Below are 25,250 nucleotides of genomic sequence, written 5' to 3' on the forward strand. Positions count from 1 at the left end.
AACGAGCGATGACCTCCCATCCCCTAAGTCTGGCCCTGGCCGCCGCGGCGGCGTTCGCCCTGGCCGGCTGCGGCCAGCAGGCGGCCAAGCCTGCCGAGGCTCCGGCCGAAGACCCCGCCGCCTCGGCCGCCGCGCCCGCGCCCGTCGCGGTCGCGCCGGCCGTCGACCAGGCGGCGCTCAAGGGGCTGCTGAGCCCCGACGAGACGCTGGAGGTCCTGACCCTGGACGCGACCGGCGCGGCCAGCGCCAGCGGCGAGGTGAAGGGCTACAAGACGACGGTCTACGCCGTGCCGGTGGCGCAGGGGCAGACCCTGAGCGTCGCCTTCGAGCCCTCGAACACCAACCTCTACATGAACGTGGTCGACGCCGCCGATACCAGCGGGGCGGCGGCGCACCGCGGCGAGGTCGACGGACCCAAGGCCAGCATCGCCGCCGCCAAGGGCGGGGTCTACCTGATCAAGCCGTTCCAGCCCCGGGCGACGGCGCGCCGCGGCGAGAGCGGGACGTTCAAACTGGCGGTGGCGGTGAAATAGGGCCCAGCAGCGCCGCCAGCTTGCGGCGCAGTCCGTCGGTTTCGGGGCCTGGCTCGAACACCGGGATGGTCAGGAAGTCCTTCAGCTGCTCGTGGCTGAAGTCGGTCAGCATGTCGCGTCTGCCTTCGGCGATCCCCTCCACGATCAAGGGGCCGCGTATGAAGATCGGGTCCACCACCTTCAGCCGACCTTCCGCGTCGGCCATCAGGTTGCCGGGGCGGATGTCGGACCCGCCCCACAACTTGAAGCGCTGGGCGCCTGTGGCCATCAAGGCTCTGATCCGCTCGCGCAGAAGCTCAAGGTCGGCATCGGCCTGGTCGAACCCGTCGACATGCGGAAGCTCGTAGCCGCTCTCGTTGACGATCCCGAGCGCCGTGCAGAAGGCGTGGGCGTCGGCCTCTGGTGCGGGATAGAGGCGCTCCATGACGGTGACGTAGCCGTCCCTCAGCAACGGCAGGATCGCGTCCACGCGCGGCAGCCAGCGGTTCGCCGGGCCGTCGAGGCAAGCCTGAGCATGCAGCCGATAGGCCGGATCGAAGGGCGTCACGCGGGCCGCGAGGCGGTCCTCCGGATCGGCGAACGCCCACGACCAATTGCCGGTCCCGACCTCGCGCCAGCCGGCGGCGGCCAGCAGGGCGCGGGCCTGGTCGGCCGTCGCATCGGGCGGGATGTGCGGCATGTGGGACATATCCGCCTGCATAACCCGCCCGGCTCCATTGCCGTAAGGGGCTTGCGCCATTAGACGTGACCCATCTCCCACATCGGCTCTGACATGACGCTTTCCATCGACGACATCCGCGCCGCCGCCGACCGGCTGAAGGGGCACATCGAGCGCACGCCCTGCCGCCATTCGCGGACCCTGTCGGAGATTACCGGCGCCGAGGTGTGGGTGAAGTTCGAGAACCTGCAGTTCACGGCGGCCTACAAGGAGCGCGGGGCGCTCAACACCCTGCTGCAGCTGTCGGACAACGAGCGGGGCCGCGGGGTGATCGCCGCCTCGGCCGGCAACCACAGCCAGGGCCTGGCCTATCACGCCGCGCGGCTGGGCATTCCGGTGACCATCGTCATGCCGCGCTCGACCCCGTTCGTGAAGGTCCAGCAGACCCGCGGCCACGGCGCCAACGTGGTGCTGGAGGGCGACAACTACGACGACGCCTCGGCGGTGGCGATGAAGCTCTGCGCCGAGCAGGACCTGGCCTTCATTCACCCGTTCAACGACCTGCAGGTGATGGCCGGCCAAGGGACGGTGGCGCTCGAGATGTTCGAGGACGTGCCGGACCTGGACGTGCTGCCGATCCCGATCGGCGGCGGCGGGCTGATCGCCGGCTGCGCCACGGTGGCCAAGTCGCTGAACCCCAAGGTCCAGGTGATCGGCGTCGAGCCGGCGATGTATCCGTCGTTCACCGCCAAGATGCGCGGCGTCAACGGGACCAGCGGCGGGGCGACCATCGCCGAGGGCATCGCGGTCAAGCAGGTCGGCGAGCTGTCCTACGCCATCGCTCGGCCGCTGATCGACGAAGTGCTGCTGATCGAGGAGCCGCACTTCGAGCGCGCGGTGGCGCTCTACTGCAATGTCGAGAAGACCGTGGTCGAGGGCGCGGGCGCAGCCTCGCTGGCGGCGCTGCTGGCCTATCCCGGCAAGTTCAAGGGCAAGAAGGTAGGGCTGATCGTCACCGGCGGCAATATCGACACCCGGCTGCTGGCCTCGGTGCTGACCCGCGAACTGGTCCGCGACCAGCGGCTGGTCTCCCTGCGGATCATCGGCGACGACCGGCCGGGCCTGCTGGCCACCGTCTCGGCGGTGATCGGCCAGATGGGCGCCAACATCATCGAGGTGGCCCACAATCGCCTGGCGCTGGACGTGCCGGCCAAGGGCGCAGAGTTCGACATCATGATCGAGACCCGCGACGCCCAGCACACCCAGGAAATCATGGACGCCCTGCGCGAGCACGGCTATCCGCCGCGCGCCGTCTAGAGAGACACGACATGAAGCGCTTTCTTCCCGTTCTCGCCGTCCTGCTGCTGGCCGCCTGCGGCCGCGGCGGCGCCGACCCTGCCGAGCTGGCCAAGTCCGCGGCCGAGGCCAAGGCGTTCATGGAGACCAACGGCAAGGCCGAAGGGGTCCAGACCCTGCCCTCGGGCGTGCAGTACAAGATCGTCCGCTCGGGCCCGCCCACTGGCCTGAAGCCCGGCCCGAATGACGAGGTGAAGGTCCACTACGAGGGCAAGCTGGTCTCCGGGAAGATTTTCGACTCGTCCTACGAGCGCGGCGCCCCGGCGGCGATGCCGCTGCCGGCGCTGATCCCGGCCTGGAAGGAAGCCCTGCAGCTGATGCGGCCGGGCGACGAGTGGACGCTCTATGTCCCGCCGGCCCAGGGCTATGGCGAAGAAGGCGCGGGCAACGGCGAGATCCCGCCCAACAGCGTGCTGATCTTCCGCATCGAACTGATCGACGTGCTGCCGGCGCCGGGCCGGATCGGCCAGGGCTAGAGGCGACGCCCGGCCCGCCGATGTCCGACAGGATTGCGATCATCGGCATAAGCGGCTCCGGCAAGAGCCGCCTCGCACGCGAGTTGGGCGCCCGCTCGGGCCTGCCGGTCGTCCAAATGGACGCGTTGTTTTGGAGCGGGAGCTGGCGGCCGGTTCCGGAGGCCGAGTACCTCGCCGCCCATGAGTGTCTGATTGAAAGCGAGCGCTGGATCATCGAGGGCTATGTCGACGCCGCGATGGCCGGTCGCCTCCGTCGCGCCGACTAGGTGATTTTCCTCGACCCGCCCGGATGGCTCTGCGCCTGGCGTGTCATCAGGCGTTGGCTGGAGCATCGCAGGTCGGCGCGGCCCGAACTTTCTCCTGAAGCTCTGGAGCGCTTTCAACTACGATTTCTCTGGACCGTTACGACGCGCGCCGAGCGGCCGGCCATCCTCGCGGCGTTAGAGGGCGTGGATCCGACGAAGATTGTGCGGAGAGGCTGACCGTCCGGTTCGTTGGGAGTGGTGCGTTGTGGCTCGCGCTGCGCATCGAGGCCGGCCCCGCGATGCTCCCCCGCTGGGGGAGCTGTCAGCGTAGCTGACTGAGGGGGGCTTTGACCTTGCTGGCTTGAGAGTAGTCCCCCTCCGTCGCGCTTCGCGCGCCACCTCCCCCAAGAGGGGAGGATATTGTCGTCGGCGTCGGCGCGTCCGGTTCCTCTCCCCGCTTGAGGGGAGAGGTTAGGTGAGGGGTCTTGCGGCGCGGGGCGGCGCTCTGCTGAGTCAGCAGCCCCCTCACCCCCACCCTCTCCCCCAAAGGGGGCGAGGGAGTTGTTCCGGGCGCTTCCCCTTCAGATGCTCCCCCGTTGGGGGAGCTGTCAGCGTAGCTGGCTGAGGGGGACTTTGACTCTGCTGGCTTGAGAGCGGTCCCCTCCGTCTCGACGCTTCGCATCGATCCACCTCCCCCAGCGGGGGCGGAGCTGAAGGCTTGCCTCAGCCCAGCTTCATCCGCAGCGCGCCCATGTAGTCGCGCTTGCCGATCGGCACGCCGCGCGAGCGCAGCAGGTCGTAGGCGGTGGTGGCGTGGAAGTGCAGGTTCGGGAGCGAGAACGACATCAGGAAGTTCTCGGCGGTGAACGGGATCTTCGTGCCACGGAATTCGAAGAACACGTCCTTGCCTTCGTAGCCGTTGATCTCTTCGGGCTTGATCGCCGCGAGCTTGGCGTGGGCGTCCTTGATCAGCGCGATCAGGGCCGGCAGGTCCTGGGCGGTCTGGTCGCCGCCGGGCGAGAACACGCCGGCCTTCACGCCCTCGATGGCGCCCAGCGAGTGGTGGGCGACCGAGATCACCTGGAAGCGGAAGTCGAACATGTCCTCGCACATCTTCGAGGTCACGATCTCCTGCGGGTCGATGCCGTTGTCCTGGCAGTGGGCCAGACCGCGTTCCAGGAAGCCGGCGACGCCGCCGACGGTTTGCAGGAAGGAAGCGACGCTGACGTCGTAGAGGGAAATCGCCATCTGACCGGCCTTTGATTGAGCTTGGGGCCGGCACTTTCTTCCGCGTCGCGTTCCTAGACCAGCCGTTTTCGGCGCTACTTGAACATGCCCTCGCGCAGGTTGATCCCGTGCTCGAGCCAGGCCTTCAGCGCGCACTGCATCTGGGTCCAGCCCTGGCAATTGCCGTAGGACGCCTTGAGGCCGACCGGGGTCTGCTTCCAGCCGTGCTCTTCGATGGAAACCAGGGTGCGGCCGTCGTCGAGCCCCTCGAAGCTCATGGTCACCTGGGTCTTGTAGCCGACGTGGGTGACGAGGTTGTCGGCGTTCTCGGGCGGGCCGTCGTTGGCCTCCCACTCGAAGACGATCTTCTGGTTGGGGACCACCTCGATCACCCAGACCGGGAAGGCCCCGGGGAAGTCGGCGAAGTCCCAGTAGACCGTGGCGCCGGTCTCCAGCCGGCCCTTGGCGCCGCCGGTGGTGAAGTACTGCGACAGCTGGTCCGGATTGGCGACGGCCTCGAACACCTCGGCGAGCGGCTTGGCGATGCGGGCGGTCACGCGAAAGGTCAGATCCATGGTCCTGCTCCTGTGAGCTTTCACTTGTCTGACGGGCATTTGTGTTATAAATTTATAACATGTCAAGCGACGACGAAAACGACCTGATTTTCAAGGCCTTGGCGTCGTCTACGCGGCGGCGGATGCTGGACGAGATCAAGGATCAGCCGCTGACCACCGGCGAGCTGTGCCTGCGCTTTCCGCAGCTCGACCGCTGCACGGTGATGCAGCATCTGAAGGTGCTGGAGGCCGCCGACCTGGTGATCGCCCGGCGCGAGGGGCGCGAGCGCTGGAACCACCTGAACTCGATGCCGATCAAGCAGATCCACGACCGCTGGCTGGGTCCCTATGCGGAACGCGCGGTCACCCTGCTGGAGCGGCTGAAGACCGACCTCGAGGCCTAAGCATACCGCCTGCTTGAAGGCTTGCGCCCAGGCGCTGAGCCCTGTTTGCTGGTCGCCAAACCAGAACCGAAAAACAGAACCCAAGGGGGAAACGCCATGCGCCTCACCAAGCCGCGAATCGCGCCGGTCCAGGACGCTCAGCTGAACGACGAGCAAAAGGAGATCCTGGCGCCGATGGGCGATCGGGTGCTCAACATCTTCCGCACCATGGTGGGGGCGCCGAAGGCGGCCAAGGGCTTCCTGGCCTGGGGCAACTATGTGCTGTCGAAGAAGAACGACCTGCCGGCCCGCGAGCGGGAGATCGTGATCCTGCGCATCGGCTATCTCTGCAAGTCCGGCTACGAGTGGACCCAGCACGTGCCGATCGGCCAGCGGGCCGGGCTGACCGACGACGAGGTCGCGCGCATCAAAGGCGGGGCCGACGCCGGCGGCTGGAGCGCGGCCGACCAGGCGCTGCTGGCGGCCAGCGACGAACTGCACCACGACCAGTTCATCACCGATGCGACCTGGAGCGCGCTGAAGGCGCACTTCAGCGACAAGCAGTGCATGGACGTGGTGTTCACCGCCGGCCAGTACACCCAGGTCTCGATGATCCTGAATTCGTTCGGGGTGCAGCTGGACGCCGGCCAGACCCTCGATCCCGACCTGAAGGGCTTTTAGGCGTGCGGCTGGCGGGCAAGAGCGCCATCGTCGTCGGGGCCGGCCAGACGCCGGGCGAGACGATCGGCAACGGCCGGGCGATCGCCATGCTGTTCGCCCGCGAGGGCGCGCAGGTGCTGTGCGTCGACCGGCTGATCGACCGGGCGCAGGAGACGGTAGCGCTGATCGAGGCCGATGGCGGCCGGGCCAGCGCCGTGGGGGCCAACATCACCAAGGCGGCCGACTGCGAGGCGATGGTGGCGACGGCGCGCGAGCGGTTGGGCGCCATCGACATCGTGGTCAACAATGTCGGCATCGGCGGGGGCGGCGACGGTCCGGCGCACAGGCTGACCGAGGAGGCCTTCGACCGCATCCTGGCGGTGAACCTGAAGGGCGCCTGGCAGGTCTCCAAGGCCGTGCTGCCGACCCTGCGCGAGCAGGGCAGGGGCTCGATCGTCAACATCTCGTCGCTGGCCTCGATCGCCGGCGGGAACCAGACCGCCTACGAGATCTCCAAGGCGGCGCTGAACCGGCTGACCACCAGCGTCGCCCAGGCCAATGCGGGCAAGGGCGTGCGCTGCAACGCCATCGCCATGGGGCTGCTGGACACGCCGATGGCGGTGGCCGGCATCGCGGCGGCCAGCGGCCAGGAGCAGCAGGCGGTGCGCGAGGCCCGCAACGCCCGGGTGCCGCTGGGCGGCCAGATGGGCACGGCCTGGGACACCGCCTATGCGGCGCTGTTCCTGGCCAGCGACGAGGCGCGGTTCATCACCGGGACCGTGCTGTTCGTCGACGGCGGGATGTCGAGCCGGGTGGGCTGAAGCAAGACATTTGCTCCCTCGCCCCCTTGGGGGAGAGGGTTGGGGTGAGGGGGTTGCGGCCTTAGCAGCAGTGCGCCGCTTCGCGCCGCTGACCCCTCACCTAACCTCTCCCCTCGAGCGGGGAGAGGGACGGTCCCAGGCAGGCGGCTCCTACAGCCCGATCCCGCGGGCCATCATCGCGGCGAAGACCGGGATCAGGGCGAAGACCGCGAGTTCGGCGATCAGGAACGGGCGGACGGCCTTCACGTCGGCCGCGCCGAGGGCGAAGCCCGGCTCGGCGCGGGCGCGCTTGCGCCATTGCAGGATGCGCAGGGTCGGCGGGGCCGACAGCAGGCCGACGAGGGCGAAGGCCCCGACCTTGGCCCAGAACGTCCAGGCGCCGAGATAGGCCTCCGGGCCCTTCACGCCCATGTAGACGCGCGCGAAGCCGACGATGAGGATCAGCGCCGCGATCAGCCCGTAGTGCAGGTCGACGATCCCCAGCCGGCGCAAGGACGCCCCGCCCAGGCCGGGACGGATCGTGGCGAGCTCGACGGCCAGGATGGCGGCGAGGCTGAAGACCAGCAGGTGGTGGGCGATGGCGAGGAGGAGGTCGGTCACGGCGCGCTCCGATCGATTGCGCCGCGACTGTGGAACCTTTGACTTACAATGTAAATACTAAGTCTCGAACCCTAGGTCTTGGGGCCGGTCCGGTAGTCGTCGAACTTGCCGTCGCGCTCGCTGAGGGCGGCGGTGACGCCCTCGCGCAGCCGGGCCATGTAGTCGCGCGAGGCCCTGGTGCTCCAGCCGAGGGCGTGAAGGTCGGTGCCGGCGCGGATGCCCTGGCGCATGCCCATCACCTCCATCTGGCGATGCACGAGGCGCTTGTTGAGCTGGGCCAGCTCCGGATCGACCTTGGCGATGCGCTGGGCCATGGCCAGGACCGCCGGCTCCAGGTCGTCCAGGGGGTAGGCGCGGTTGGCGAAGCCGAGGCGGACCGCCTCGTTTCCGTCGATGGAATCTCCGGTCAGCATCTGCTCCATGGCCGCGCGCATGCCCATCAGCCAGACGTGATAGTGGTTGTCGGGCGGGCTCATGGTGCGCACGGCGGGATAGCCGATCTGGGCGTCCTCGGCGACGTAGACCAGGTCGCAGGCGACGGCGAGTTCGGAGCCGCCGGCCAGGCACCAGCCGTGCACCTGGGCGATCACCGGCTTGGCCAGGTCCCAGACCCGGAAGCAGCCGTCGACGACATGGCGCGCCCACTGGCCCTGGTTCCCGGCCGTGTGCCAGGGGAGCTCGCCGACCCCGGCCAGGTCGTAGCCGGACGAAAAGCAGGTCCCCGCCCCGCGAATGATCATCACCCGCACGTCGGGGTCGGCGTCGCCAGCCTCCAGCGCTGCGAAGATCTCGGCCCGGAGCGCATTGGAGAGGGCGTTGCGCTTGGCGGGGCGGTTGAGGGTGATGCGGCGCACGTGCGGCGCCGGATCGTCGGTCAGCAGGATCGGCGCGTCGGCCATGGGGTCCTCCTCCGGGTTTCGGAGGAGGGTCGGCGCTTGACGCCGCGACAGTCAAAGCCGTGCTCAGGCCAGGCGCAGGACCACGGCGCCGGCGGCGATCAGCAGGGCCGCGAGAATGCGGCCAGGGGTCGGACGCTCGCGCAGCACGAAGACCGCGATGGCGGTGGCGAACAGGATCGAGGTCTCGCGCAAGGCGGCGATCACCGCCACCGGCGCGTAGGTCATCGCCCATAGCGCCAGGCCGTAGGAGGTCAGCGTCCCCAGCCCGCCGACCACGCCGAGCGCAAGGTGCGTGCGGGCATAGGGGATGAAGGTGCGCCAGCGGGCGGCCAGCACCCAGATCAGCAGCGGCGCGCCCGAGAGCAGGTTGAGCCAGAGGGTGTAGGCGGCGGGCGTCCCCGAGGCCCGGACCCCGGCCCCGTCGATCAGGGTGTAGCTGGCGATGACCACCGCGTTGAGCAGGGCCGCGCGCACGCCGGCGCCGCTGGTCCCGCGCGCGCCGAGCGCCAGGCTGAGCACCCCGCCGCAGATCAGGGCTATCCCGACGGTCGCGACGGCGGACAGCTGCTCGCCCAGCCAGAAGCGGCTGACCAGGGCGACGATCAGCGGCGCGGTCCCGCGCATCAGCGGATAGGCCTGGCTCATGTCGGCGCCGCGATAGGCGCGGGCGACCAGCAGGTAGTAGCCGACCTGCAGCACGGTGGAGGCGGCCAGGAACGGCCAGCTCTCGCGCGCCGGCTGGGCCAGGAACGGCAGGGCCAGCGCCGAGATCACCGCCGCGGCGGCGGCGACCAGGATGGTGGTCAGCAGCTTGTCCGGCGCCAGCTTGACGATGGCGTTCCAGCTCGCATGCAGCAGGGCCGCGAAGAGAACGATGCCGAAGACGCTGAGGGGCATGGGGCGCGCGTGTCATCCCGGTTTCGGCCGCAGGCCGAAGACCGGGACCCATGAACACCAGATCCTACAGGATGCGGCGCCGGCCCGGCCAAGATTTCCTTCGCCGACGCAAATGGGTCCCGGTCTTGCTTCGCAAACCGGGATGACACGTGATGCAGTTTAGTCCGTGAACACCACGGTCTTGGCGCCGTTCAGCAGCACGCGGTCTTCCAGCCGCCAGCGGACGGCTCTCGCCAGGACCCGGCGCTCGATGTCGCGGCCCTTGCGGATCAGGGCGGCGGGGGTGTCGCGGTGGCTGATGCGCTCGACGTCCTGCTCGATGATCGGGCCTTCGTCGAGGTCGGCGGTGACGTAGTGGGCGGTGGCCCCGATCACCTTCACGCCGCGCTCGTGGGCCTGGTGGTAGGGCCGCGCGCCCTTGAAGCCGGGCAGGAACGAGTGGTGGATGTTGATGCACCGCTCCTCAAGCTTGGCCGCCAGGCCGTCGGACAGCACCTGCATGTAGCGGGCGAGGACGACGAGTTCGGTGTCGGTGTCCTGGATCAGCTTCCAGATCGCCGCTTCCTGCTCCAGCTTGGTCGAGCGCTTGACCGGGAGGTGGTGGAACGGCACGTCCGAGAGGTCGAGGTTGGCGTAGGTCTCGATCGGGTGGTTGGAGACCACGGCGGTGATCTCCATCGGCAGTTCGCCGCGCCGCCAGCGATAGAGCAGGTCGGCCAGGCAGTGGTCCTGCTGGCTGGCCAGGATCATGACCTTGCGCTTGACCTTCGGGTCACGCAGCGACCAGCGCATGGAAAAGCCCTTGGCCAGTTCCTCGAACTGTCCGCGCAGGGCGGGCAGGTCCGCGCCCTTGGCGTCGAAGACGACGCGCATGAAGAACTTGCCGGTCTCCTGGTCGTCGTACTGCTGGGCGTCGAGGATGTTGGCGCCGCGCTCGAACAGGAAGGCCGAGACGCGCGCGACGATGCCCGGCTGGTCGGGGCAGGAGAGGGTCAGGATCATGGCGCCTGTCTAGGCCGCGATCATGATCAATACGTCAAGGCTGGAGGCTCGCGGCTTGGAGGTCGGCGGCGGGCGGGCTTAGGTTGCGCCCATGCCCACGCCCCAAGCCCTGACCGCCCGCGCGCTGGAGATCCTCGAGACGCTCGTGGCCTTCGACACCACCTCGCGCCTGTCCAACTTGGCCCTCATCGAGTGGGTGGAGGCCTATCTCGACGGTCACGGGGTCGCGCACCGGCGGGTTCCGAACCATGACGGCAGCAAGTCGAACCTGATCGCCAGCATTGGGCCAGCCGAGGCCGGCGGGGTGGTGCTGTCGGGCCATACCGACGTGGTGCCGGTCGACGGCCAGGCCTGGACCAGCGATCCCTTCGTGCTGACGCCCAAGGACGACGGGCGGATCTATGGCCGCGGGACGTGCGACATGAAGGGGTTCCTGGCCCTGGCGCTGGCGGCGGTTCCGGGCCTGGCCGCGGCGAACGCGAAGAAGCCGGTGCACCTGGCGTTTTCCTACGACGAGGAGATCGGCTGCCTGGGCGCGCCGGACATGATCGCGGTGATCGCCCGCGAACTGCCGCGCCCGGCGCTGGTGGTGGTCGGCGAGCCGACGATGATGGAGGCGGTGCGCGGCCATAAGGGCATCTCGACCTTCACCGTCACGGTGACCGGCAAGGAGGCCCATTCCAGCCAGACTCAGCTGGGGGTCTCGGCGATCATGGAGGCGATCCCGCTGCTGGCGTCGCTGAAGGCGCTGGCCGCCCGGCTGGAGGAGGAGGCCGATCCGGCCTCGCCGTTCACGCCCAGGCACGCGACCCTGACCGTCGGCCTGCTGAACGGCGGCACGGCCGGCAACATCCTGGCGCGGGAGTGCGCGTTCCAGTTCGACCTGCGCTGCCCGCCCGGCCAGGACCCGCTGGCGCTGCTGGCCCCGTTCCGGGCGCAGGTGGCGGGGCTGGACGCGCGGCTGAAGGCGCTGTTCCCGCAGGCCGGGGCGAAGATCGTGCAGCGCTCGGGCACCCCGCCGCTGTCGCCGGAGGAGGACGGAGCGGCCGAACTGTTCGCCCGGCGGCTGGCCGGCGACAACGGCCCGGCCCGGGTGGTGCCCTATGCGGCCGAAGCCGGGCAGTTCCAGGAGGCGGGCTTCTCGACCGTCATCTGCGGCCCCGGCTCGATCGACCAGGCCCACCAGGCCGACGAGTATGTCGACCGCGCCCAGATGGAGCGCGGCGCGGCGTTCATGGCGCGGTTGATCGATTGGGCCGCAGCGGGCGAATGACCGCCCGCCGCCCGAACAGGTCGTAGGGGTTCCAGGTCATGGCCCGGGCGATCTGGGCCGTCGAGGCGCGCCGCCGCTTCTGGACCTGTCGGCGGCTCTTGAGGATGGTCGGCAGCCCCTTGAGGGACTCGGTGAACGCCCGCCAGACGATGTGGGCGTGCGGATGGTTCTCGCGCCGGCTGGAGATGTAGGCGACCGCCACCAGGTGCAGCGGCACGACGATCGGCAGCAGCGGCCAGGGCGTGTCCTTGTAGACCACGTAGAAGCGGTTGCGGGTGCCGTGGAAGACGGCGAACTCCGACTTGCGCCCGCCGGTAGAGGCCGAGCCGACATGGTGGATGGTGGCGGCTGGGACCAGCACGGTCGGCTCGCCGGCCAGCTGCAACCGGTAGCCGAGGTCGACGTCCTCGGAATAGCAGAAGAAGAACTCGTCGAAGCCGCCGAGCTCTAGGAACAGCTCCCGGTCGATCATCATCGCCGCGCCGCAGGGCGAGAACACCTCGCCCTCGGGGGTGTTTCCGGGATCGGGGGCCAGATAGCCGCCGCGGTAGGGGATGCCGTAGCCGCTCATGACGTCGCCCAGGCCGTCGAGATGGGTCGGGTCCTCGGCCATCACCTGGCGCGAGGTGAAGGAGCGCACCTGCGGATGGCGCCCGGCGGCCGCGACCAATTGTTCCAGCCAGTCGGGCTCGGCGTAGGCGTCGGGGTTGAGCAGCACGAACCAGCGGCCGCGCCCCAGCCGCGCGGCCTGGTTGCCGGCCCCGGAGAAGCCGAGGTTCTCGGCGTTCTCGATCAGCCGCACGAACGGAAACTCGCGCGCGATCGCGCCGTCGCCGGGATCGGGCGAGGCGTTGTCGATCACCAGGGTCTCGAAGTCGCGATAGGTCTGGTCGGCCAGGTGCTGCAGGCAGGCGCGCAGGGTCGGGCCGGAATTGTAGGCGATGACGCAGACTGTGATCTGAACCGCGGTCTCGACTGATGATGCGACTGGGGACTTGGCTGGGCTTTGCGGCGCTGGCGACTTGTGTTCCTGCGCGTGGTCGTTCATGCGGGGGCGGTTCCAAACTTGCAGGCAGCCATGACGTCGATCACGCCGCTCTCCATTCCTGAGGTCCTGCTTATCACGCCCAAGCGCCATGGCGATGCGCGCGGCTGGTTCGCCGAGACCTGGAGCCGCCGTTCGCTGGCGGCGGCCGGCGCCGACCACGACTTCGTGCAGGACAACCAGGCCTTCAACGCCAAGGCCGGCACAGTGCGCGGGCTGCACTTTCAGAACGCGCCGCATCCCCAGGCCAAGCTGGTGCGGGCGCTGCGCGGCGAGATCTTCGACGTGGCGGTCGACATCCGTCCCGGCTCGCCGACCTTCGGCCAGTGGGTGGGCGCGAGACTGACCGCCGAGGGCGGCGAGCAGCTGCTGGTGCCGCGCGGCTTCGCGCACGGCTACCAGACCCTGACCGACGGCTGTGAGCTGGCCTACAAGGTCGACGGCGACTACGCGCCGCAGACCGAGGGTTCGCTGCTGTGGAACGACCCCGAGGTCGCCATCGCCTGGCCGTGGGACGGAGAGGTCATCCTCTCCGACAAGGACCGCGTGGCGCCGCGGCTGAAGGACATGCCGGCGGCGTCGTTCTGAACGACCGCCCGGACTGAAACGAGTGACGGAAATGAGTGAGCTGGTCCGCATCCTCGACATCGAGGCGATCGACCTGGACATGTTCCGGGGCCACACGCCCCCGGGCGAGACGCGGCGCATCTATGGCGGCCAGGTGGTGGCCCAGGCGCTGGCCGCGGCCTATCGCACCGTCGACGGGCGGGTCTGCCACTCGATGCACGCCTATTTCATCCGCGGCGGCGATCCGAAGATTCCGATCCTGCTGAAGGTCGAGCGGGTGCGCGACGGCGGCAGCTTCACCATGCGGCGGGTCACCGCCCTGCAGCACGGCCAGCAGATCTTCAACCTGTCGGCCTCGTTCCAGGTCCCGGAGGCGGGGCTGGAGCACCAGATCGCGATGCCGGCCCTGCCGGGACCGGACGGCCTGCTCGACGAGGACGAACTGCGCGCGGCCGGCGGCGAGACCGAGACGCGGCGGACCTGGCCGGTCGAGGTGCGGCCGATCGATCCGCCGCCCTATGGCACCGCGCCGGTGATGGACCCCGAGCAGGCGATCTGGTTCCGGGCCCGTGAGCCGCTGGGCGCCGACCCGATGATCCACCAGTGCGCCCTGGCCTATGCCACCGACATGACCCTGCTGGACACCTCGCTGCGCCCGCACGGCATTCCGTGGAGCGAGGGGCGGCTGCAGGTCGCCAGCCTCGACCATGCGCTGTGGTTCCATCACGCCACCGACTTCACCCAGTGGCACCTCTATGTGCAGGACAGCCCTTCGGCCTCGGGCGGGCGCGGCTTCAACCGCGGCTCGATCTTCGACCAGAGCGGCAAACTGGTGGCCTCGGCCACGCAGGAAGCGCTGATCCGCTATCGGTAGCAGCAAATCCTCCCCTCTTGGGGGAGGTGGCGTCCCGTGAGGGACGACGGAGGGGGACCGCTCCTGGAGTCCAAGTCCCCCTCAGTCAGCTTCGCTGACAGCTCCCCCAGAGGGGGAGCAACTCGTGGGCGCTAGACCGTCTCTTGCTGGGCGACGAAGCCCTTCCAGCCGTTCATGTAGTCGACGAAGGCCGGGCCCAGGCGCTCGTTTCGCAGGTGCTCGCGCGTGACCGGCAGGGCGATCGAGACGAAGTCCGGGTCGGCGGCGACCTTCTGCGGGAAGTCGTGGTGCAGGATGGCGGCGCGGCCGATCAGGACGTAGTCGGCGCCGTCCGCCAGGCACTGGCGCGCGGTCGCGCCGGACATGATCTTGCCGGCGACCCCGAGCCGGACCTGCCCGCGGTCAAGTTCGGTGAAGTAGGACATCAGGCTGCGGCCCTGGAACGCTTCCTCGACCGGCTCCTTGGCCACGTCCCACAGCGACATGTCGAGATAGTCGATCTTGCCGTCGGCCAACACCTGGCGGGCGACCTCGATGATCTCGGCCAGCTCCAGGCCGAAACGCTCGGGCGACAGGCGCAGGCCGAGCTGGAAGTTCGCGCCGCAGCGGGCGCGGATCCCGTCGATGATCTCGAAGACAAGGCGGGCGCGGTTCTCCGGCGAGCCGCCGTAGCGGTCCTCGCGCCGGTTGAGGGTCGGCGACAGGAACTGGCAGAGCACGTAGCCGTGGGCGCCATGGATCTCGACCCCGTCGAAGCCGGCCTTCTCGGCGCGGACGGCGGCGGCGATGAAGTCCTCGCGCAGCTGCTCGACCTCGGCCAGGGTCAGGGCTCGGGCGCCGGTCTCCGGATCGTCCGAAGGGCAGACCGGCGCCTGGCCGATGAGCTCCTGGGGCGAGCGGTTGCCGGCGTGGTGCAGCTGCAGGGCCGCGATGCTGCCCTTGGCCTTGATCGCCGCGGCCAGGCGGGTGAGGCCGGGCAGGTGCTGGTCGCCGAACACGCCGAGCTGGCCGGGAAAGCCCTGGCCGATGGCCTGGACGTGGGCGGCGCAGGTCATGGTCAGGCCGAAGCCGCCCTCGGCCCGATAGGTCAGCCAGGCGAACTCGTCGTCGGACAGCGTGCCGTCGGGGTGGCTCTGGGTGTTGGTCAGCGGAGCCAGCATGAAGCGGTTCTTCATCGCCGGGCCGTGCTGGAAGCTAAGGGGGGTGAACAGGTCGGTCATGCTTCCACCTCGAACTTGAGGCCTGCGTTCTTCTGCAGGCGCGCGATCAGCTTGTCGCCCAGGGCCGCGCCCGGGACCCAGAGGCCGCCGGGAACGTCGGCGGCTTCCTTGACGAGACAGATGGCGGTCTCGGCGATCATTTTCGAGGTCGAGCCGTAGCCAGGGTCCTTGTCGCCCTTGACCGAGACCACGACCTTGCGGCCGTCGGCGGCGATGCCGATGAAGGCCGCGTCATAGAAGCCGGTCTCGCGCTCTTCCTTGCTGGGGCCCTCGCCCGGCTGCGGGCCGGCACCTTCCTCGAGGGCGAAGCTGGCCGGAGCCTTGGGGTCGACCACGGCCATTTCGTCATAGACGAAGTCCTGCCCGTAGGCGTGGCCCTGCAGGAAGTTCGAGCGGTGGACGTTCTTGGTGTTGATGGCGGCCATCATGAACGGCCCGACGTCGGCGTTCAGGTCCTCGTCGTGCTCGACGGCCTGGCCGGCCGGCTGCTCGGGGCCCTTGAAGCCCGGGGTCAGGGCGAACGGGTCGACCATCAGGGCGAACAGGCTGGGGTCCTTCTGGATCGCGGCCATGGTGGCGCGGCCGCTGGCGGCGGTGCCGCCCGAGAGGCCGCCCTTGAGCTGGCGCATCCGGCCCTTCACCCGTGGGACCACGCCGCCGAGTTTCTGGCGGGCGGTCGCCTGCGCGAAGTAGACGCCCAGTTCGAACGGGATGGAGTCGAAGCCGCAGGAGAACAGGATGCGCGCGCCGCTCTTCTGGGCGGCCTCGTGGTGCTGCCTGATCATGGCGGCCATCCAGTTCGGCTCGCCGCAGAGGTCGAGATAGTCGGTTCCGGCCGCGACGCAGGCGGCGACCAGGTCCGAGCCATAGAGTTGGTAGGGGCCGACGGTGGTGAGGATCGCCTTGGCGCGCTCGACCATCGCCTTGACCGAGGCCGGGTCGCCGGCGTCGGCGACGATCAGCGGCGTGTCCTTGGGAGCGCCGATCTCGTCGCGGACCTGCTGCAGCTTCTCAAGGCTGCGTCCGGCCATGGCCCACTTCACCTCGCCGCCGACGCCGTACCGCCCGGCCAGGTGTTCGGCCACCAGCCGGCCGGTGAAGCCGGTCGCGCCGTAGACGATGATGTCGAATTCCGCGCCGCTGTTCATGGCGTCTGTCTCCGCTTTCCGTCCCCTTGGAAGGGGCGGACCTTGCCGGAAAATCAGCGAGGCGCAAACGGGTGTTTGAAAATTGCGCGTGTCGAACGGCGTCCGAGGCGCTTTTCTCGCCCGTAGTGCTTCTCGCCCTTGCCCTGACCGTGGGGAAGCGGGTGAATGGGGGCATCCGACGTCGGCGGCGACCGGCGCGAAGGGAGATGCCGAGTGACCCAGAACGCGCAGGCCAGCGGGCCTCGGCCGTTGTCGACCCCGACTGCGCTCTCCTTTTCCACGCTGGCGTTTCCGCTCGGGGCGCTGGCGGTGGCGGTTTCGGTCTACATCCCGCCGTTCTTCGCCAGCCACCTTGCGGTCGACCTGACCTTGATCGGGGTCGCCTTCTTCGTGGTGAGGATGCTCGATCTCGGGGTCGACCCGGTGCTCGGCCTGGCGATGGACCGCACGCGCACACGGCTCGGCCGCTACCGGGTCTGGGTGCTGATCGGCGGGCCGATCCTGATGGCGGCGGTCTACGCGCTGTTCGAGGCGCCCAGCGGGATCGGGCTGCCCTACCTGATCTTCTGGCTGCTGGTGTTCTATCTCGGCAATTCGATCCTCGGCCTCGGCCATTCGGCCTGGGCTGCGACCCTGGCCACCGAGTACCACCAGCGCTCGCGGATCTTCGGCATTTTGGCGGCGGCCGGCGTGATCGGGGCGATGACCGTACTGGTGATCCCGATCGGGGCGGCGCATGTCGGGCTGTCCGAAGCCGAGGGCGTCAAGGCCATGGGCTGGTTCATCTTCGCGATGATCCCGGTGGTGGTGGCGCTGGTCTGCCTGCGCACGCCCGAGCACATCGTGAAGACCGCGCCCGAGCACTTCGCGCTCAAGGACTACCTGTCGCTGATCACCAAGCCGGACCTGCTGCGGCTGTTCCTGGCCCAGATGGCGCTGACGCTCGGCCCGGGCTGGATGAGCGCGCTCTACATGTTCTTCTTCACGGACTCGCGCGGGTTTTCGACAGAGCAGGCTTCGGCCCTGCTGTTGGTCTACGTGGTGGCCGGCATCCTGGGCGCGCCGCTGACCGCGCGCCTGGCCATGCGGTTCTCCAAGCACCGCACGCTGATGGTCACCACCACCGCCTACTCGCTGGGCCTCTGCACCGTGATGTTCCTGCCCAAGGGGGACATGGCCTTCGGGATCCCGATGATGTTCTGGCAGGGCTTCATGGCGGCCGGCTTCGACCTGATGATCCGCGCCATGCTGGCCGACGTCGCCGACGAGGTGCGGCTGGAGCAGGGCCAGGAGCGCTTAAGCCTGATCTATGCGCTGAACGCCCTCGCCAACAAGATCGCCTCGGCCTTCGCCATCGTGCTGACCTTCCCGCTGCTGGCGCAGATCGGTTTCAATCCTGCCGACGGAGCGGTGAACACCGAAAGCGCGATCCGCGGGCTGGAGCTGGCCTTCATCGTCGGGCCGATCGTCTTCGTGATGCTGGGCGGGGCCTGCGTGCTGGGCTGGAAGCTCGACGCGGCCAAGCATGCATCGATCCGCGAGGAGCTGGAGCGGCGCGATGCGCTTTATGCCGAGGCTCCGATCCTCGAGAGCTTCGCCCCCGACGTGGCGCCGGCGGTGACCAACGATCGCCCGTGACGCGGGGTCATGGTGGGCGGCGAACCAATTCCGTGACAGCGTAAGCTCCACGGCCCAGCAAGAGGCCGGGTTTGGAAACGCCTATGAGCGGGTTGATCCTTCATCACTACGACACCTCGCCGTTCTCGGAGAAGGTCCGCCTGCTGCTGGGCCTGAAGGGCCTGGCCTGGGACTCGGTCCAGGCGCCGGTGATCATGCCCAAGCCGGAGCTGACGCCGCTGACCGGCGGCTATCGGCGCATCCCGGTGCTGCAGATCGGCGCCGACATCTATTGCGACACCCAGGTGATCCTGGCCGAGATCGAGACGCGGGCGCCGTCGCCGCGCGCGATCGGGGGCGCGGCGTGGGCGGTCAACGCCTGGGCCGACCGGCAGTTCTTCGGCCTCACCGTGCCGATCATCTTCGGGGCGCTGGGCGACGCGACGGCGCCGGAGTTCATCGCCGACCGCGAGAAGCTGACCGGGCGGCCGTTCAACGTCGCGGCGATGAAGGCCGCCGCGCCGCTGATGGCGCCGCAATGGCGGGCGCAGGCGGCGTGGATCGAGGAGGGGCTGGCGACCTCCGACTGGCTGGCCGGCGAGGCGCCGGGCCTGGCCGACGTCGCCGCCTACATGAACATCTGGTTCCTGGCGCGGAACCTGCCCACCGTGGCTGACGAGCTCTTGGCCGGGCTGACGCGGACGCAAGGCTGGCGCGAGCGGGTGGCGGCCATCGGCCACGGAACCCGCCGCGAGATCAGCGGCGCCGACGCCCTGGCCGCGGCGCGCGAGGCCGAGCCGGAACTCGCGCCGGCCCACGACCCGACCGCGGCGTTGGCGCCCGGAACCGCAATCACCGTCGCCGCCGACGACTATGGCCGCGACCCCGTCGAAGGGACCCTGGTCGCGGCGACGCCGGGCCGGATCGTCCTGGCCCGCCAGACCCCTGACCTGGGCAGGACCCAGGTTCACTTCCCACGCGCCGGCTACGTCGTCGGCAAGGCCTGAAGGAGCGCCACCATGGAAGACCGCATCACAGTCGAGATCAGCGAGGGCGTGGCCGATGTCCGCCTGGTCCGCACCGACAAGATGAACGCCTTGGACGACGCCATGTTCTCGGCCCTGATCGAGACCGGCGAGCGGTTGAAGGCCGAGGCGGGCGTGCGGGCCATCGTGCTGTCGGGCGAGGGCCGAGCGTTCTGCGCCGGCCTGGACATGGGCAACTTCGGCAAGATGGCCTCGGGCGAGCGCAAGGGCGGCCAATCCTCGACCGGGGAATCGCTGCTGACCGACAATCGCACGGCCGGCGGCTCGAACCGCGCTCAGCACGCGGTGATGGTCTGGAGCGAGCAGGTGGTCCCGGTGATCGCCGCGGTGCACGGCGTGGCGTTCGGCGGCGGCTTCCAGCTGGCCCTGGGCGCGGACCTGCGCTTCGTCACCGCCGATACGCGGATGTCGGTGATGGAGATCAAGTGGGGCCTGGTGCCGGACATGGCCGGCATGGTGCTGATGCGCGGGCTGGTGCGCGACGACGTCGCCCGCGAGCTGACCTATACGGGCCGGATCTTCGACGGCGAGGAGGCTGCGCGCCTGGGCCTGGCGACCCGCGTCTGCGCCGACCCGCGGGCCGAAGCCCTGGCGCTGGCGGCCGAGATCGCGGCCAAGAGCCCGACCGCGATCCGCGCGGCCAAGCGGCTTCTGGACATGGTCGCCGACGCCGACCAGCACGCGATCCTGAAGGCCGAGAGCGTCGAGCAGGCCGCCCTGATCGGCTCGCCCAACCAGGTCGAGGCGGTGATGTCGAACATGCAGAAGCGCGCCGCCGCCTACGCCGACTGATGCCGACGCTCTATCATTGCCAGGACGCCCGCTCGTTCCGCGCCCTCTGGGCCATGGAGGAGCTCGGCGTCCCCTATGACTTGAAATTGCTGCCGTTTCCGCCGCGGGTGCGGGCCCCGGAGTACCTGGAGGTCAACCCGCTGGGGACCATCCCGTTCTTCGTCGACGGGGAGACGAGGATGACCGAATCCTCGGCCATCCTGCAGTACCTGGCCGTTCGGCACGGCGGGCCGCTGAACGTGCCGAACGACGATGGCGACTACGGCGCCTGGCTGAACTGGCTCTATCTGGGCGAGGCGACGCTGACCTTCCCGCAGACCCTGGTGCTTCGCTACACGCGGCTGGAGCCGAAGGAGCGGCGCAACCCGCAGGTCGCCGAGGACTATGCCAAGTGGTTCGCGGCCAGGCTGCGGGCGGTCGATAGGGCCTTGGAAACGCGGGACTATCTGGTCGCCGGACGGTTCACGGCGGCGGACATCTCGGTGGGCTACGCGCTGCTGCTGGCGAGCACGCTGGGACTTTCGGAGCGGTTCAGCCCGGCGGTGGGCGCCTACTGGGCGCGGCTGCAGGCCCGCGAGGGGTTCCAGCGGGCCAAGGCCGCGCAGGCCGCCGATGGGACGCCGGAGTGGCAGGTTTAGCGGGCCGGACTGCAGGAAGGGGCCGATAGAAAGGGTGTCATCCCGGAAGTCGCGCAGCGGCTGTCCGGACCCATTCGCGCCGCGCCCTCGGAGTGAGACGCGGCCGAGCAAGTTTTGATCGATCAGGTGTTCATGGGTCCCGGTCTTGCTTCGCAAACCGGGATGACAGCTCGAGGTCAGGCCTCCGCCCACTCAGCGAGGACGTCGGGGTCGGTTTCGTCTGAGGCGGCGCGGAGGCTCGCGAAGGCGGCCGGCGGCAGCAGGCGCGAGAGCGCCCAGACGGCGGCGCCGCGGACGACGGGGGCGGGGTCGGCGAGCAGGGCCTGGGCGTGGGCGGCCAAGGCCGGTTCGCCGGAGTTGCCGATGGCGTAGAGCACGTTGCGGACGAAGCGGTCGCGGCCGATGCGCTTGACCGGGCTTTTCGAGAACAGGGCGCGGAAGGCGGCGTCGTCGAGGCCGGCGAGGTCGGCCAGCGCCGGCTCGCGCAGGGCCTCGCGGGCGTGCAGCCGTTGCTCTCGCGACTGGGCGGCGAACTTGTTCCACGGGCAGACCGCCAGGCAGTCGTCGCAGCCGTAGATGCGGTTGCCGAGCAGGGGCCGGAACTCCTGCGGGATCGGGCTCTTCAGCTCGATGGTCAGGTAGGAGATGCAGCGGCGGGCGTCGAGCTGGTAGGGCGCGGGGAAGGCGTTCGTCGGGCAGATGTCCAGGCAGGCGCGGCACTGGCCGCAGGAGCCGCCGCTGGGGCCGTCGGCCGGCAGTTCGAGCTCGGTGAGGATCGAGCCGAGGAACAGCCAGGAGCCGAACTCGCGGCTGACCAGATTGGTGTGCTTGCCCTGCCAGCCGAGGCCGGCGCGCTCGGCCAGCGGCTTTTCCATCAGGGGCGCGGTGTCGACGAAGACCTTCAGCTCGCCGCCGAAGCGGGCGACCAGCCAGCCGGCTAGCTGCTTGAGCCGGCCCTTGATCAGCTCGTGATAGTCGTCGCCCTGGGCGTAGACCGAGATCGCGCCGCGGTCCTTGCGGGCCAGGGTCTCCAGCGGGTTGTGGTCGGGGCCGTAGTTGACGCCGAGCATGATCGCCGAGCGGGCGTGGTCCCACATGGCGGTCGGGTGGCGGCGGCGGTCTTGCGTCTCCTCGATCCAGCCCATCTCGCCGTGTCGGCCGAGCTCGACGAACTCGCGCAGGCGGCCCGAGGCGGCCCACTGCGCGCGGGCGTCGGCGATTCGGCAGACGTCGAAGCCGAGCTCGGCGGCGCGCTGGCGGATCAGGTCGGCTGTTCGAGGATCAGAAGTCGAGGTCGTCATAATGCTGCGCCGGCGCGAGGCCGGGCCAGCGATCGGCCAGCAGCGGCCGGAAGCACGGCCTCGATTTCAGCTTCATGTACCACGTCTTGACCGCCGGGAAGTCGCGCCAGGGCACGTCGCCGAAATAGTCGATCACCGACAGGTGGGCGGCGGCGGCGAAATCGGCCATCGAGAGGCGGCGGCCGGCCAGCCAGTCGCGGCCCGACAGCAGGGTCTCGACATAGACCAGGTGCGCGCGCAGCGCCTCGCGGCCGGCGCGCATGGCGGCCAGATCCGGGGCCCCGAGCCCGAGCAGGCGCTTTTCCATCTTCTCGTGCAGCAGGAAGCCGCCGACCTCGTAGTCGAACTTGCGGTCGAACCATTGCAGCAGGCGGCGCGCCTCGGCCCGCTCGGCCGGGTCGCGGCCGAGCAGCGGCGGCTCGGGATGGGTCTCTTCCAGGTGGTCGAGGATGGCGCGGCTTTCGCACAGCACCAGCGGCTCGCGACCGCCGCCCACGACCAGCACGGGCGTCAGGCCCGAGGGGTTGAGCCTCACCAGCGCCTCGGGCCGCTCCCAGTAGCGGGCCGCCTCCTCGGCGAACGGCAGCCGCTTTTCGCCCAGCGCGAGGCGGACCTGCCGAGAGGCGGGATCCAGGGGGAAATGAAGGAGGGTGAGGTCGAGGCTCATCAGGCGACCGAGTATCGCTAGTCCTCGTTAAGGCCACGTTTACCGAGGGCGGTCTCGGCGAAGGCGCCGCCGTGCGGTTCGGCCGCGCCGCGCGGGTCCGGATGGATGATGATGTCGGCGCTGGGGAACTCAGCCAGGATGCGCTTTTCGGCCGCGACCATGGCGGCGTGGGCCTGTTCCAGCGAGAGGGCGGGGTCGAGGTCGACGTGCATCTGCATGTGAACGTACGGACCCGAGGCGCGGGTCCGCAGCTGATGCACGTCGGTCAGCGCCGGGTCGTGGGTGACCAGGGTCTTGATCCGCTCGCGCTCCTCGTGCGGCAGTTCGCGGTCCATCAGCTGGTTGGCGGCTTCGCGGAACACGCTGATCGCACCCCACAGCAGCAGGCCGGTGACCACCAGGGCGGCCAGCGCGTCGAGGCCGGAGAGCCCCAGCCAGGCGGCCGCGGCGATGCCGACCAGGGCGGCGATGTTGGAGGCCAGGTCCGTCGCGTAGTGGGCGCGGTCGCCGGCGACGGCCACCGAGGCGGTGCGCTTCAGGACCCAGCTCTGGGCGCTGATCAGGCCGAAGGTCAGGGCGGTGGAGACCGCCATCACGATCACCGCCAGACCCTCCTGGCGGACCGGCTGGGGATCGATCAGGCCCATGACCGCCTCGCGGCCGACCAGGGCGGCGGAGGCGAACACCAGGCCGCCCTGCATCAGGCTGGCGAAGGCCTCGGCCTTGCCGTGACCGAAGCGGTGCTCGGCGTCGGGCGGGCTGGCGGCGTAGCGGACGGCGAAGAAGGTGACCAGCGAGGCCAGCAGGTCGAGGGCGGAGTCGGCGGCCGAGGCGAGCAGGGCGATCGACCCGCTCATCGCCCAGACCAGCGTCTTGATCGTCACCAGCAGCAGCGCCACGCCGGTCGAGGCGAGCGTGATGCGGCGGGTCAGCATGGCCGATTCGGCGGCGGAGAGACGAGGTTGGACCATGGCCCGTCATACCGTCCCACGCCGGGCGACCCCAGCGCGAACGACTCGCGGCCGGTGCCGCGGGGCGGGGCTTGTTCGCGCTCCGCTTCCGATCAGGCCCCGGCCAGCGCCGCCTCGATGCCAGCCAGCAGGCTGGAGGCGGTGATCGGCTTGGCGACGTGCAGGTCGGCACCGGCGGCGCGGGCCTCGTCGAGGTGCTCGGCCATGGCGTTGGCGCTGAGCATGACGATCGGCACGGGCGCGGCGCCGCGCTCGGCCTCCAGGGCGCGGATGGCGCGGGTGGCGGCCAGGCCGTCCATGTGCGGCATCTGCATGTCCATCAGCACCAGGTCGAAGGCGCCGGCGGCGAAGGCCTCGAGCGCCTGGGCCCCGTCCTCGACGATCACCAGTTCGGCGCCCTGGCTGGCGAGGATCAGCTGGACGACGCGCTGGTTGGTCGGATGGTCCTCGGCCAGCAGCACCCGCAGGGGGCCGGCGGCGCGGCAGGCCGGCGCGGGGGCGGGGACGGGGCGGACGCCGCGCGTCTCGTCCGCGGGCTCGGCGCGGACGAGCGGCAGGGCGACCACGAAGCGGCTACCGACGCCCGGCTGGGAGGTCGCGGCGATCTCGCCGCCCATCATCTCAGTCAGCGAGCGGCAGATCGACAGCCCCAGGCCCGTGCCGCCGAAGCGGCGGCTGATCGAGGCGTCGGCCTGGCTGAAGCGGTTGAACAGCCGGCTGGCGTGCTCGGCGTCGAAACCGACGCCGGTGTCCTCGACGACCAGGGTCAGGCGGCCGTCGTCGGCGAGGTCCAGCCGCAAGGCCACGGTCCCGCTGGGGGTGAACTTGATGGCGTTGGAGAGCAGGTTGGCGACGATCTGGGCGATGCGGGCGCCATCGCCGACGAACAGGCCGCGCGCGCCTGGGCCGCGGGCCAGTTCGAAGGCCAGGCCCTTGTCCGCGGCCCGGTAGCGCATGACCTCGATGCAGGGGCCGAGCGCCAGTTCGAGGTCGAACGGCGCGATCTCCAGCGGCAGTTCGCCGGCCTCGATCTTGGAGACGTCGAGGATATCGGAGACCAGGCGCTCCAGCACCGTGCCGGAATTGCGGATCAGGTCGACCATCTCGGCCTGATCGACGGCCAGCGGCGTGCGGGCCAGGGCGTCGACGATGCCGATGACGCCGTTGAGAGGGGTGCGGATTTCGTGGCTCATATTGGCCAGGAAGTCGGACTTGGCGCGGCTGGCCGCCTCGGCGGCGACCTTGGCCTCGCGCAGTTCGCGTTCGGCCGCGACGCGCTCGGTGACGTCGCGGGCCACGCCGTAGATGCGGTCGCCGAACCGCTGGGCCCGCCATTCGAGGGTGAGGTAGCGGCCGTCCTTGTGCCGGTAGCGGTTGGTGAACCCGAGCACCGGTGCGCCGGGCCGGCGGTTCTCGACCTCCTCGACGCTCTCCAGGGTGCCGGGCATGTCGTCGGGGTGGACCAGGCCCAGCAGCGGCTGGCCGCGTAGCTCCTCCGGATCGTGGCCGAGAAGGGTGCGCCAGGAGGAGCTGGCCTTGAGCACGCGGCCTTCGAGGTCGCGGATCACCAGCAGGTCGAGCGAAAATTCGAAAAAGGCCCCGACATCCACGAGCGGGTCGTCGCCAGACCAGGGAGCGGCGAGCGGCTCAGGGGGCATGGGACGAATCCTCGAAAGCAGGGGAACTGGCCAGGTGGATAGTCCGGTAGGGTTAAATCCGCATTGCGGCGAGCGGCGGCTCGGCGCGAACAGGCGCCCGTCGCGGCGGAAAGTGGCTTAGC

The 25,250-nt window shown here is 69.7% G+C and carries 28 protein-coding genes; 14 read left to right on the plus strand and 14 right to left on the minus strand.

Annotation, left to right across the window (positions count from 1 at the left end; genetic code table 11):
• Positions 1-8 precede the first annotated feature (8 nt).
• Positions 9-533: a hypothetical protein gene (locus O4N75_RS01930; RefSeq protein ID WP_269627716.1), complete on the plus strand. Its 525-nt coding sequence runs from the start codon at positions 9-11 to the stop codon at positions 531-533.
• On the opposite strand, the gene O4N75_RS01935 is transcribed toward O4N75_RS01930, so the two are convergent.
• Complete coding sequence (locus O4N75_RS01935) at positions 508-1,221, minus strand: hypothetical protein (protein WP_269627717.1); 714 nt, start codon at positions 1,219-1,221, stop codon at positions 508-510. The two genes, O4N75_RS01930 and O4N75_RS01935, sit on opposite strands and share 26 nt — an antisense overlap.
• Positions 1,222-1,305: 84 nt before the next feature.
• Between O4N75_RS01935 and O4N75_RS01940 the strand changes: the two genes are divergently transcribed.
• The 3 genes from O4N75_RS01940 to O4N75_RS01950 are packed head-to-tail and all read left to right on the plus strand — an operon-like array spanning position 1,306 to position 3,289.
• Complete coding sequence (locus tag O4N75_RS01940) at positions 1,306-2,508, plus strand: threonine ammonia-lyase (RefSeq protein WP_269627718.1); 1,203 nt, start codon at positions 1,306-1,308, stop codon at positions 2,506-2,508.
• 11 nt (positions 2,509-2,519) lie between these two features.
• Positions 2,520-3,023 carry an FKBP-type peptidyl-prolyl cis-trans isomerase gene (locus O4N75_RS01945; RefSeq protein WP_269627719.1) on the plus strand — a complete coding sequence of 168 codons (504 nt, stop codon included), beginning with the start codon at positions 2,520-2,522 and terminating at the stop codon, positions 3,021-3,023.
• Between the two features lie 20 nt (positions 3,024-3,043).
• On the plus strand, positions 3,044-3,289 hold the full coding sequence (locus tag O4N75_RS01950) for a hypothetical protein (RefSeq protein ID WP_269627720.1): 246 nt from the start codon (positions 3,044-3,046) through the stop codon (positions 3,287-3,289).
• A gap of 702 nt (positions 3,290-3,991) precedes the next feature.
• On the opposite strand, the gene O4N75_RS01955 is transcribed toward O4N75_RS01950, so the two are convergent.
• Both O4N75_RS01955 and O4N75_RS01960 read right to left on the minus strand, forming a co-directional pair.
• Complete coding sequence (locus O4N75_RS01955; RefSeq protein ID WP_269627721.1) at positions 3,992-4,516, minus strand: DUF1993 domain-containing protein; 525 nt, start codon at positions 4,514-4,516, stop codon at positions 3,992-3,994.
• Between the two features lie 74 nt (positions 4,517-4,590).
• Entirely contained in the window at positions 4,591-5,070 is a 480-nt protein-coding gene (locus O4N75_RS01960; protein WP_269627722.1) for an SRPBCC family protein, read from the minus strand.
• Between the two features lie 59 nt (positions 5,071-5,129).
• Here O4N75_RS01960 and O4N75_RS01965 point away from each other — a divergent pair, with 59 nt between their 5' ends.
• The 3 genes from O4N75_RS01965 (at position 5,130) to O4N75_RS01975 (ending at position 6,913) form a co-directional block, all read left to right on the plus strand.
• Positions 5,130-5,453 (plus strand): metalloregulator ArsR/SmtB family transcription factor, encoded by a 324-nt coding sequence (locus O4N75_RS01965; RefSeq protein ID WP_269627723.1) that lies wholly within the window; start codon positions 5,130-5,132, stop codon positions 5,451-5,453.
• Positions 5,454-5,549: 96 nt separating this feature from the next.
• Positions 5,550-6,113: a carboxymuconolactone decarboxylase family protein gene (locus tag O4N75_RS01970; protein WP_269627724.1), complete on the plus strand. Its 564-nt coding sequence runs from the start codon at positions 5,550-5,552 to the stop codon at positions 6,111-6,113.
• Positions 6,114-6,115: 2 nt separating this feature from the next.
• Entirely contained in the window at positions 6,116-6,913 is a 798-nt protein-coding gene (locus O4N75_RS01975) for an SDR family NAD(P)-dependent oxidoreductase (protein ID WP_269627725.1), read from the plus strand.
• A 150-nt stretch (positions 6,914-7,063) separates the two neighbouring features.
• Here the strand turns inward: O4N75_RS01975 and O4N75_RS01980 are convergent, their stop codons facing one another.
• The 4 genes from O4N75_RS01980 to purU form a co-directional block, all read right to left on the minus strand.
• Positions 7,064-7,513 (minus strand): DUF2214 family protein, encoded by a 450-nt coding sequence (locus O4N75_RS01980; RefSeq protein WP_269627726.1) that lies wholly within the window; start codon positions 7,511-7,513, stop codon positions 7,064-7,066.
• A 71-nt stretch (positions 7,514-7,584) separates the two neighbouring features.
• Complete coding sequence (locus O4N75_RS01985) at positions 7,585-8,412, minus strand: enoyl-CoA hydratase-related protein (RefSeq protein WP_269627727.1); 828 nt, start codon at positions 8,410-8,412, stop codon at positions 7,585-7,587.
• Positions 8,413-8,475: 63 nt separating this feature from the next.
• Positions 8,476-9,309 (minus strand): SMR family transporter, encoded by an 834-nt coding sequence (locus O4N75_RS01990; protein ID WP_269627728.1) that lies wholly within the window; start codon positions 9,307-9,309, stop codon positions 8,476-8,478.
• Positions 9,310-9,468: 159 nt separating this feature from the next.
• Positions 9,469-10,311, minus strand: coding sequence for a formyltetrahydrofolate deformylase (gene purU, locus O4N75_RS01995; RefSeq protein WP_269627729.1), 843 nt, complete (start codon positions 10,309-10,311; stop codon positions 9,469-9,471).
• Positions 10,312-10,402: 91 nt separating this feature from the next.
• Between purU and argE the strand changes: the two genes are divergently transcribed.
• Positions 10,403-11,584 (plus strand): acetylornithine deacetylase, encoded by a 1,182-nt coding sequence (gene argE, locus O4N75_RS02000; protein ID WP_269627730.1) that lies wholly within the window; start codon positions 10,403-10,405, stop codon positions 11,582-11,584.
• Here argE and O4N75_RS02005 read toward each other — a convergent pair.
• Positions 11,544-12,632: a glycosyltransferase family 2 protein gene (locus O4N75_RS02005; protein WP_269627731.1), complete on the minus strand. Its 1,089-nt coding sequence runs from the start codon at positions 12,630-12,632 to the stop codon at positions 11,544-11,546. The two genes, argE and O4N75_RS02005, sit on opposite strands and share 41 nt — an antisense overlap.
• 30 nt (positions 12,633-12,662) lie before the next feature.
• On the opposite strand from O4N75_RS02005, the gene rfbC reads away from it, so the two are divergent.
• Both rfbC and O4N75_RS02015 read left to right on the plus strand, forming a co-directional pair.
• The gene (gene rfbC / locus O4N75_RS02010; RefSeq protein ID WP_269627732.1) at positions 12,663-13,217 is read left to right on the plus strand and encodes a dTDP-4-dehydrorhamnose 3,5-epimerase; all 555 of its coding nucleotides are present in this window, start codon (positions 12,663-12,665) and stop codon (positions 13,215-13,217) included.
• A 13-nt stretch (positions 13,218-13,230) separates the two neighbouring features.
• Positions 13,231-14,070, plus strand: coding sequence for an acyl-CoA thioesterase II (locus O4N75_RS02015; RefSeq protein ID WP_348649552.1), 840 nt, complete (start codon positions 13,231-13,233; stop codon positions 14,068-14,070).
• A gap of 131 nt (positions 14,071-14,201) precedes the next feature.
• On the opposite strand, the gene O4N75_RS02020 is transcribed toward O4N75_RS02015, so the two are convergent.
• On the minus strand, positions 14,202-15,290 hold the full coding sequence (locus O4N75_RS02020; protein WP_269627734.1) for an NADH:flavin oxidoreductase: 1,089 nt from the start codon (positions 15,288-15,290) through the stop codon (positions 14,202-14,204).
• Positions 15,287-16,438, minus strand: coding sequence for a saccharopine dehydrogenase NADP-binding domain-containing protein (locus O4N75_RS02025; RefSeq protein ID WP_269627735.1), 1,152 nt, complete (start codon positions 16,436-16,438; stop codon positions 15,287-15,289). The genes O4N75_RS02020 and O4N75_RS02025 overlap by 4 nt, the downstream gene beginning before the upstream one ends.
• Positions 16,439-16,651: 213 nt before the next feature.
• Here O4N75_RS02025 and O4N75_RS02030 point away from each other — a divergent pair, with 213 nt between their 5' ends.
• The 4 genes from O4N75_RS02030 to O4N75_RS02045 all read left to right on the plus strand — a co-directional run bounded on the left by O4N75_RS02030 (position 16,652) and on the right by O4N75_RS02045 (position 20,531).
• Positions 16,652-18,076: an MFS transporter gene (locus O4N75_RS02030; RefSeq protein ID WP_269627736.1), complete on the plus strand. Its 1,425-nt coding sequence runs from the start codon at positions 16,652-16,654 to the stop codon at positions 18,074-18,076.
• 83 nt (positions 18,077-18,159) lie between these two features.
• Positions 18,160-19,062, plus strand: coding sequence for a glutathione S-transferase family protein (locus O4N75_RS02035; RefSeq protein WP_269627737.1), 903 nt, complete (start codon positions 18,160-18,162; stop codon positions 19,060-19,062).
• Positions 19,063-19,074: 12 nt separating this feature from the next.
• Complete coding sequence (locus O4N75_RS02040; RefSeq protein WP_269627738.1) at positions 19,075-19,893, plus strand: crotonase/enoyl-CoA hydratase family protein; 819 nt, start codon at positions 19,075-19,077, stop codon at positions 19,891-19,893.
• Positions 19,893-20,531 (plus strand): glutathione S-transferase family protein, encoded by a 639-nt coding sequence (locus O4N75_RS02045; protein ID WP_269627739.1) that lies wholly within the window; start codon positions 19,893-19,895, stop codon positions 20,529-20,531. The genes O4N75_RS02040 and O4N75_RS02045 overlap by 1 nt, the downstream gene beginning before the upstream one ends.
• A 176-nt stretch (positions 20,532-20,707) precedes the next feature.
• Here the strand turns inward: O4N75_RS02045 and queG are convergent, their stop codons facing one another.
• From queG to O4N75_RS02065, 4 genes are all read right to left on the minus strand, one after another.
• Positions 20,708-21,832 (minus strand): tRNA epoxyqueuosine(34) reductase QueG, encoded by a 1,125-nt coding sequence (queG, locus tag O4N75_RS02050; protein WP_269627740.1) that lies wholly within the window; start codon positions 21,830-21,832, stop codon positions 20,708-20,710.
• On the minus strand, positions 21,813-22,499 hold the full coding sequence (locus O4N75_RS02055) for a glutathione S-transferase family protein (protein ID WP_269627741.1): 687 nt from the start codon (positions 22,497-22,499) through the stop codon (positions 21,813-21,815). Before O4N75_RS02055 ends, queG begins: the two co-directional genes overlap by 20 nt.
• A gap of 17 nt (positions 22,500-22,516) precedes the next feature.
• On the minus strand, positions 22,517-23,470 hold the full coding sequence (locus tag O4N75_RS02060; protein WP_269627742.1) for a cation diffusion facilitator family transporter: 954 nt from the start codon (positions 23,468-23,470) through the stop codon (positions 22,517-22,519).
• Between the two features lie 92 nt (positions 23,471-23,562).
• A complete protein-coding gene (locus O4N75_RS02065; protein WP_269627743.1) occupies positions 23,563-25,128 on the minus strand; it encodes an ATP-binding protein in 1,566 nt (521 codons plus the stop codon).
• Positions 25,129-25,250: the final 122 nt, after the last annotated feature.

This window comes from Phenylobacterium sp. NIBR 498073 (assembly GCF_027286305.1).
GTDB lineage: Bacteria > Pseudomonadota > Alphaproteobacteria > Caulobacterales > Caulobacteraceae > Phenylobacterium.

Coding starts and splice junctions, on each gene's coding strand:
- O4N75_RS01930 (WP_269627716.1), top strand. CDS start 9: ATGACCTCCCATCCCCTAAGTCTGGCCCTGGCCGCCGCGGCGGCGTTC.
- O4N75_RS01935 (WP_269627717.1), bottom strand. CDS start 1,221: ATGTCCCACATGCCGCACATCCCGCCCGATGCGACGGCCGACCAGGCC.
- O4N75_RS01940 (WP_269627718.1), top strand. CDS start 1,306: ATGACGCTTTCCATCGACGACATCCGCGCCGCCGCCGACCGGCTGAAG.
- O4N75_RS01945 (WP_269627719.1), top strand. CDS start 2,520: ATGAAGCGCTTTCTTCCCGTTCTCGCCGTCCTGCTGCTGGCCGCCTGC.
- O4N75_RS01950 (WP_269627720.1), top strand. CDS start 3,044: ATGTCCGACAGGATTGCGATCATCGGCATAAGCGGCTCCGGCAAGAGC.
- O4N75_RS01955 (WP_269627721.1), bottom strand. CDS start 4,516: ATGGCGATTTCCCTCTACGACGTCAGCGTCGCTTCCTTCCTGCAAACC.
- O4N75_RS01960 (WP_269627722.1), bottom strand. CDS start 5,070: ATGGATCTGACCTTTCGCGTGACCGCCCGCATCGCCAAGCCGCTCGCC.
- O4N75_RS01965 (WP_269627723.1), top strand. CDS start 5,130: ATGTCAAGCGACGACGAAAACGACCTGATTTTCAAGGCCTTGGCGTCG.
- O4N75_RS01970 (WP_269627724.1), top strand. CDS start 5,550: ATGCGCCTCACCAAGCCGCGAATCGCGCCGGTCCAGGACGCTCAGCTG.
- O4N75_RS01985 (WP_269627727.1), bottom strand. CDS start 8,412: ATGGCCGACGCGCCGATCCTGCTGACCGACGATCCGGCGCCGCACGTG.
- O4N75_RS01990 (WP_269627728.1), bottom strand. CDS start 9,309: ATGCCCCTCAGCGTCTTCGGCATCGTTCTCTTCGCGGCCCTGCTGCAT.
- purU (WP_269627729.1), bottom strand. CDS start 10,311: ATGATCCTGACCCTCTCCTGCCCCGACCAGCCGGGCATCGTCGCGCGC.
- argE (WP_269627730.1), top strand. CDS start 10,403: ATGCCCACGCCCCAAGCCCTGACCGCCCGCGCGCTGGAGATCCTCGAG.
- O4N75_RS02005 (WP_269627731.1), bottom strand. CDS start 12,632: ATGAACGACCACGCGCAGGAACACAAGTCGCCAGCGCCGCAAAGCCCA.
- rfbC (WP_269627732.1), top strand. CDS start 12,663: ATGACGTCGATCACGCCGCTCTCCATTCCTGAGGTCCTGCTTATCACG.
- O4N75_RS02020 (WP_269627734.1), bottom strand. CDS start 15,290: ATGACCGACCTGTTCACCCCCCTTAGCTTCCAGCACGGCCCGGCGATG.
- O4N75_RS02025 (WP_269627735.1), bottom strand. CDS start 16,438: ATGAACAGCGGCGCGGAATTCGACATCATCGTCTACGGCGCGACCGGC.
- O4N75_RS02035 (WP_269627737.1), top strand. CDS start 18,160: ATGAGCGGGTTGATCCTTCATCACTACGACACCTCGCCGTTCTCGGAG.
- O4N75_RS02040 (WP_269627738.1), top strand. CDS start 19,075: ATGGAAGACCGCATCACAGTCGAGATCAGCGAGGGCGTGGCCGATGTC.
- O4N75_RS02045 (WP_269627739.1), top strand. CDS start 19,893: ATGCCGACGCTCTATCATTGCCAGGACGCCCGCTCGTTCCGCGCCCTC.
- queG (WP_269627740.1), bottom strand. CDS start 21,832: ATGACGACCTCGACTTCTGATCCTCGAACAGCCGACCTGATCCGCCAG.
- O4N75_RS02055 (WP_269627741.1), bottom strand. CDS start 22,499: ATGAGCCTCGACCTCACCCTCCTTCATTTCCCCCTGGATCCCGCCTCT.
- O4N75_RS02060 (WP_269627742.1), bottom strand. CDS start 23,470: ATGGTCCAACCTCGTCTCTCCGCCGCCGAATCGGCCATGCTGACCCGC.
- O4N75_RS02065 (WP_269627743.1), bottom strand. CDS start 25,128: ATGCCCCCTGAGCCGCTCGCCGCTCCCTGGTCTGGCGACGACCCGCTC.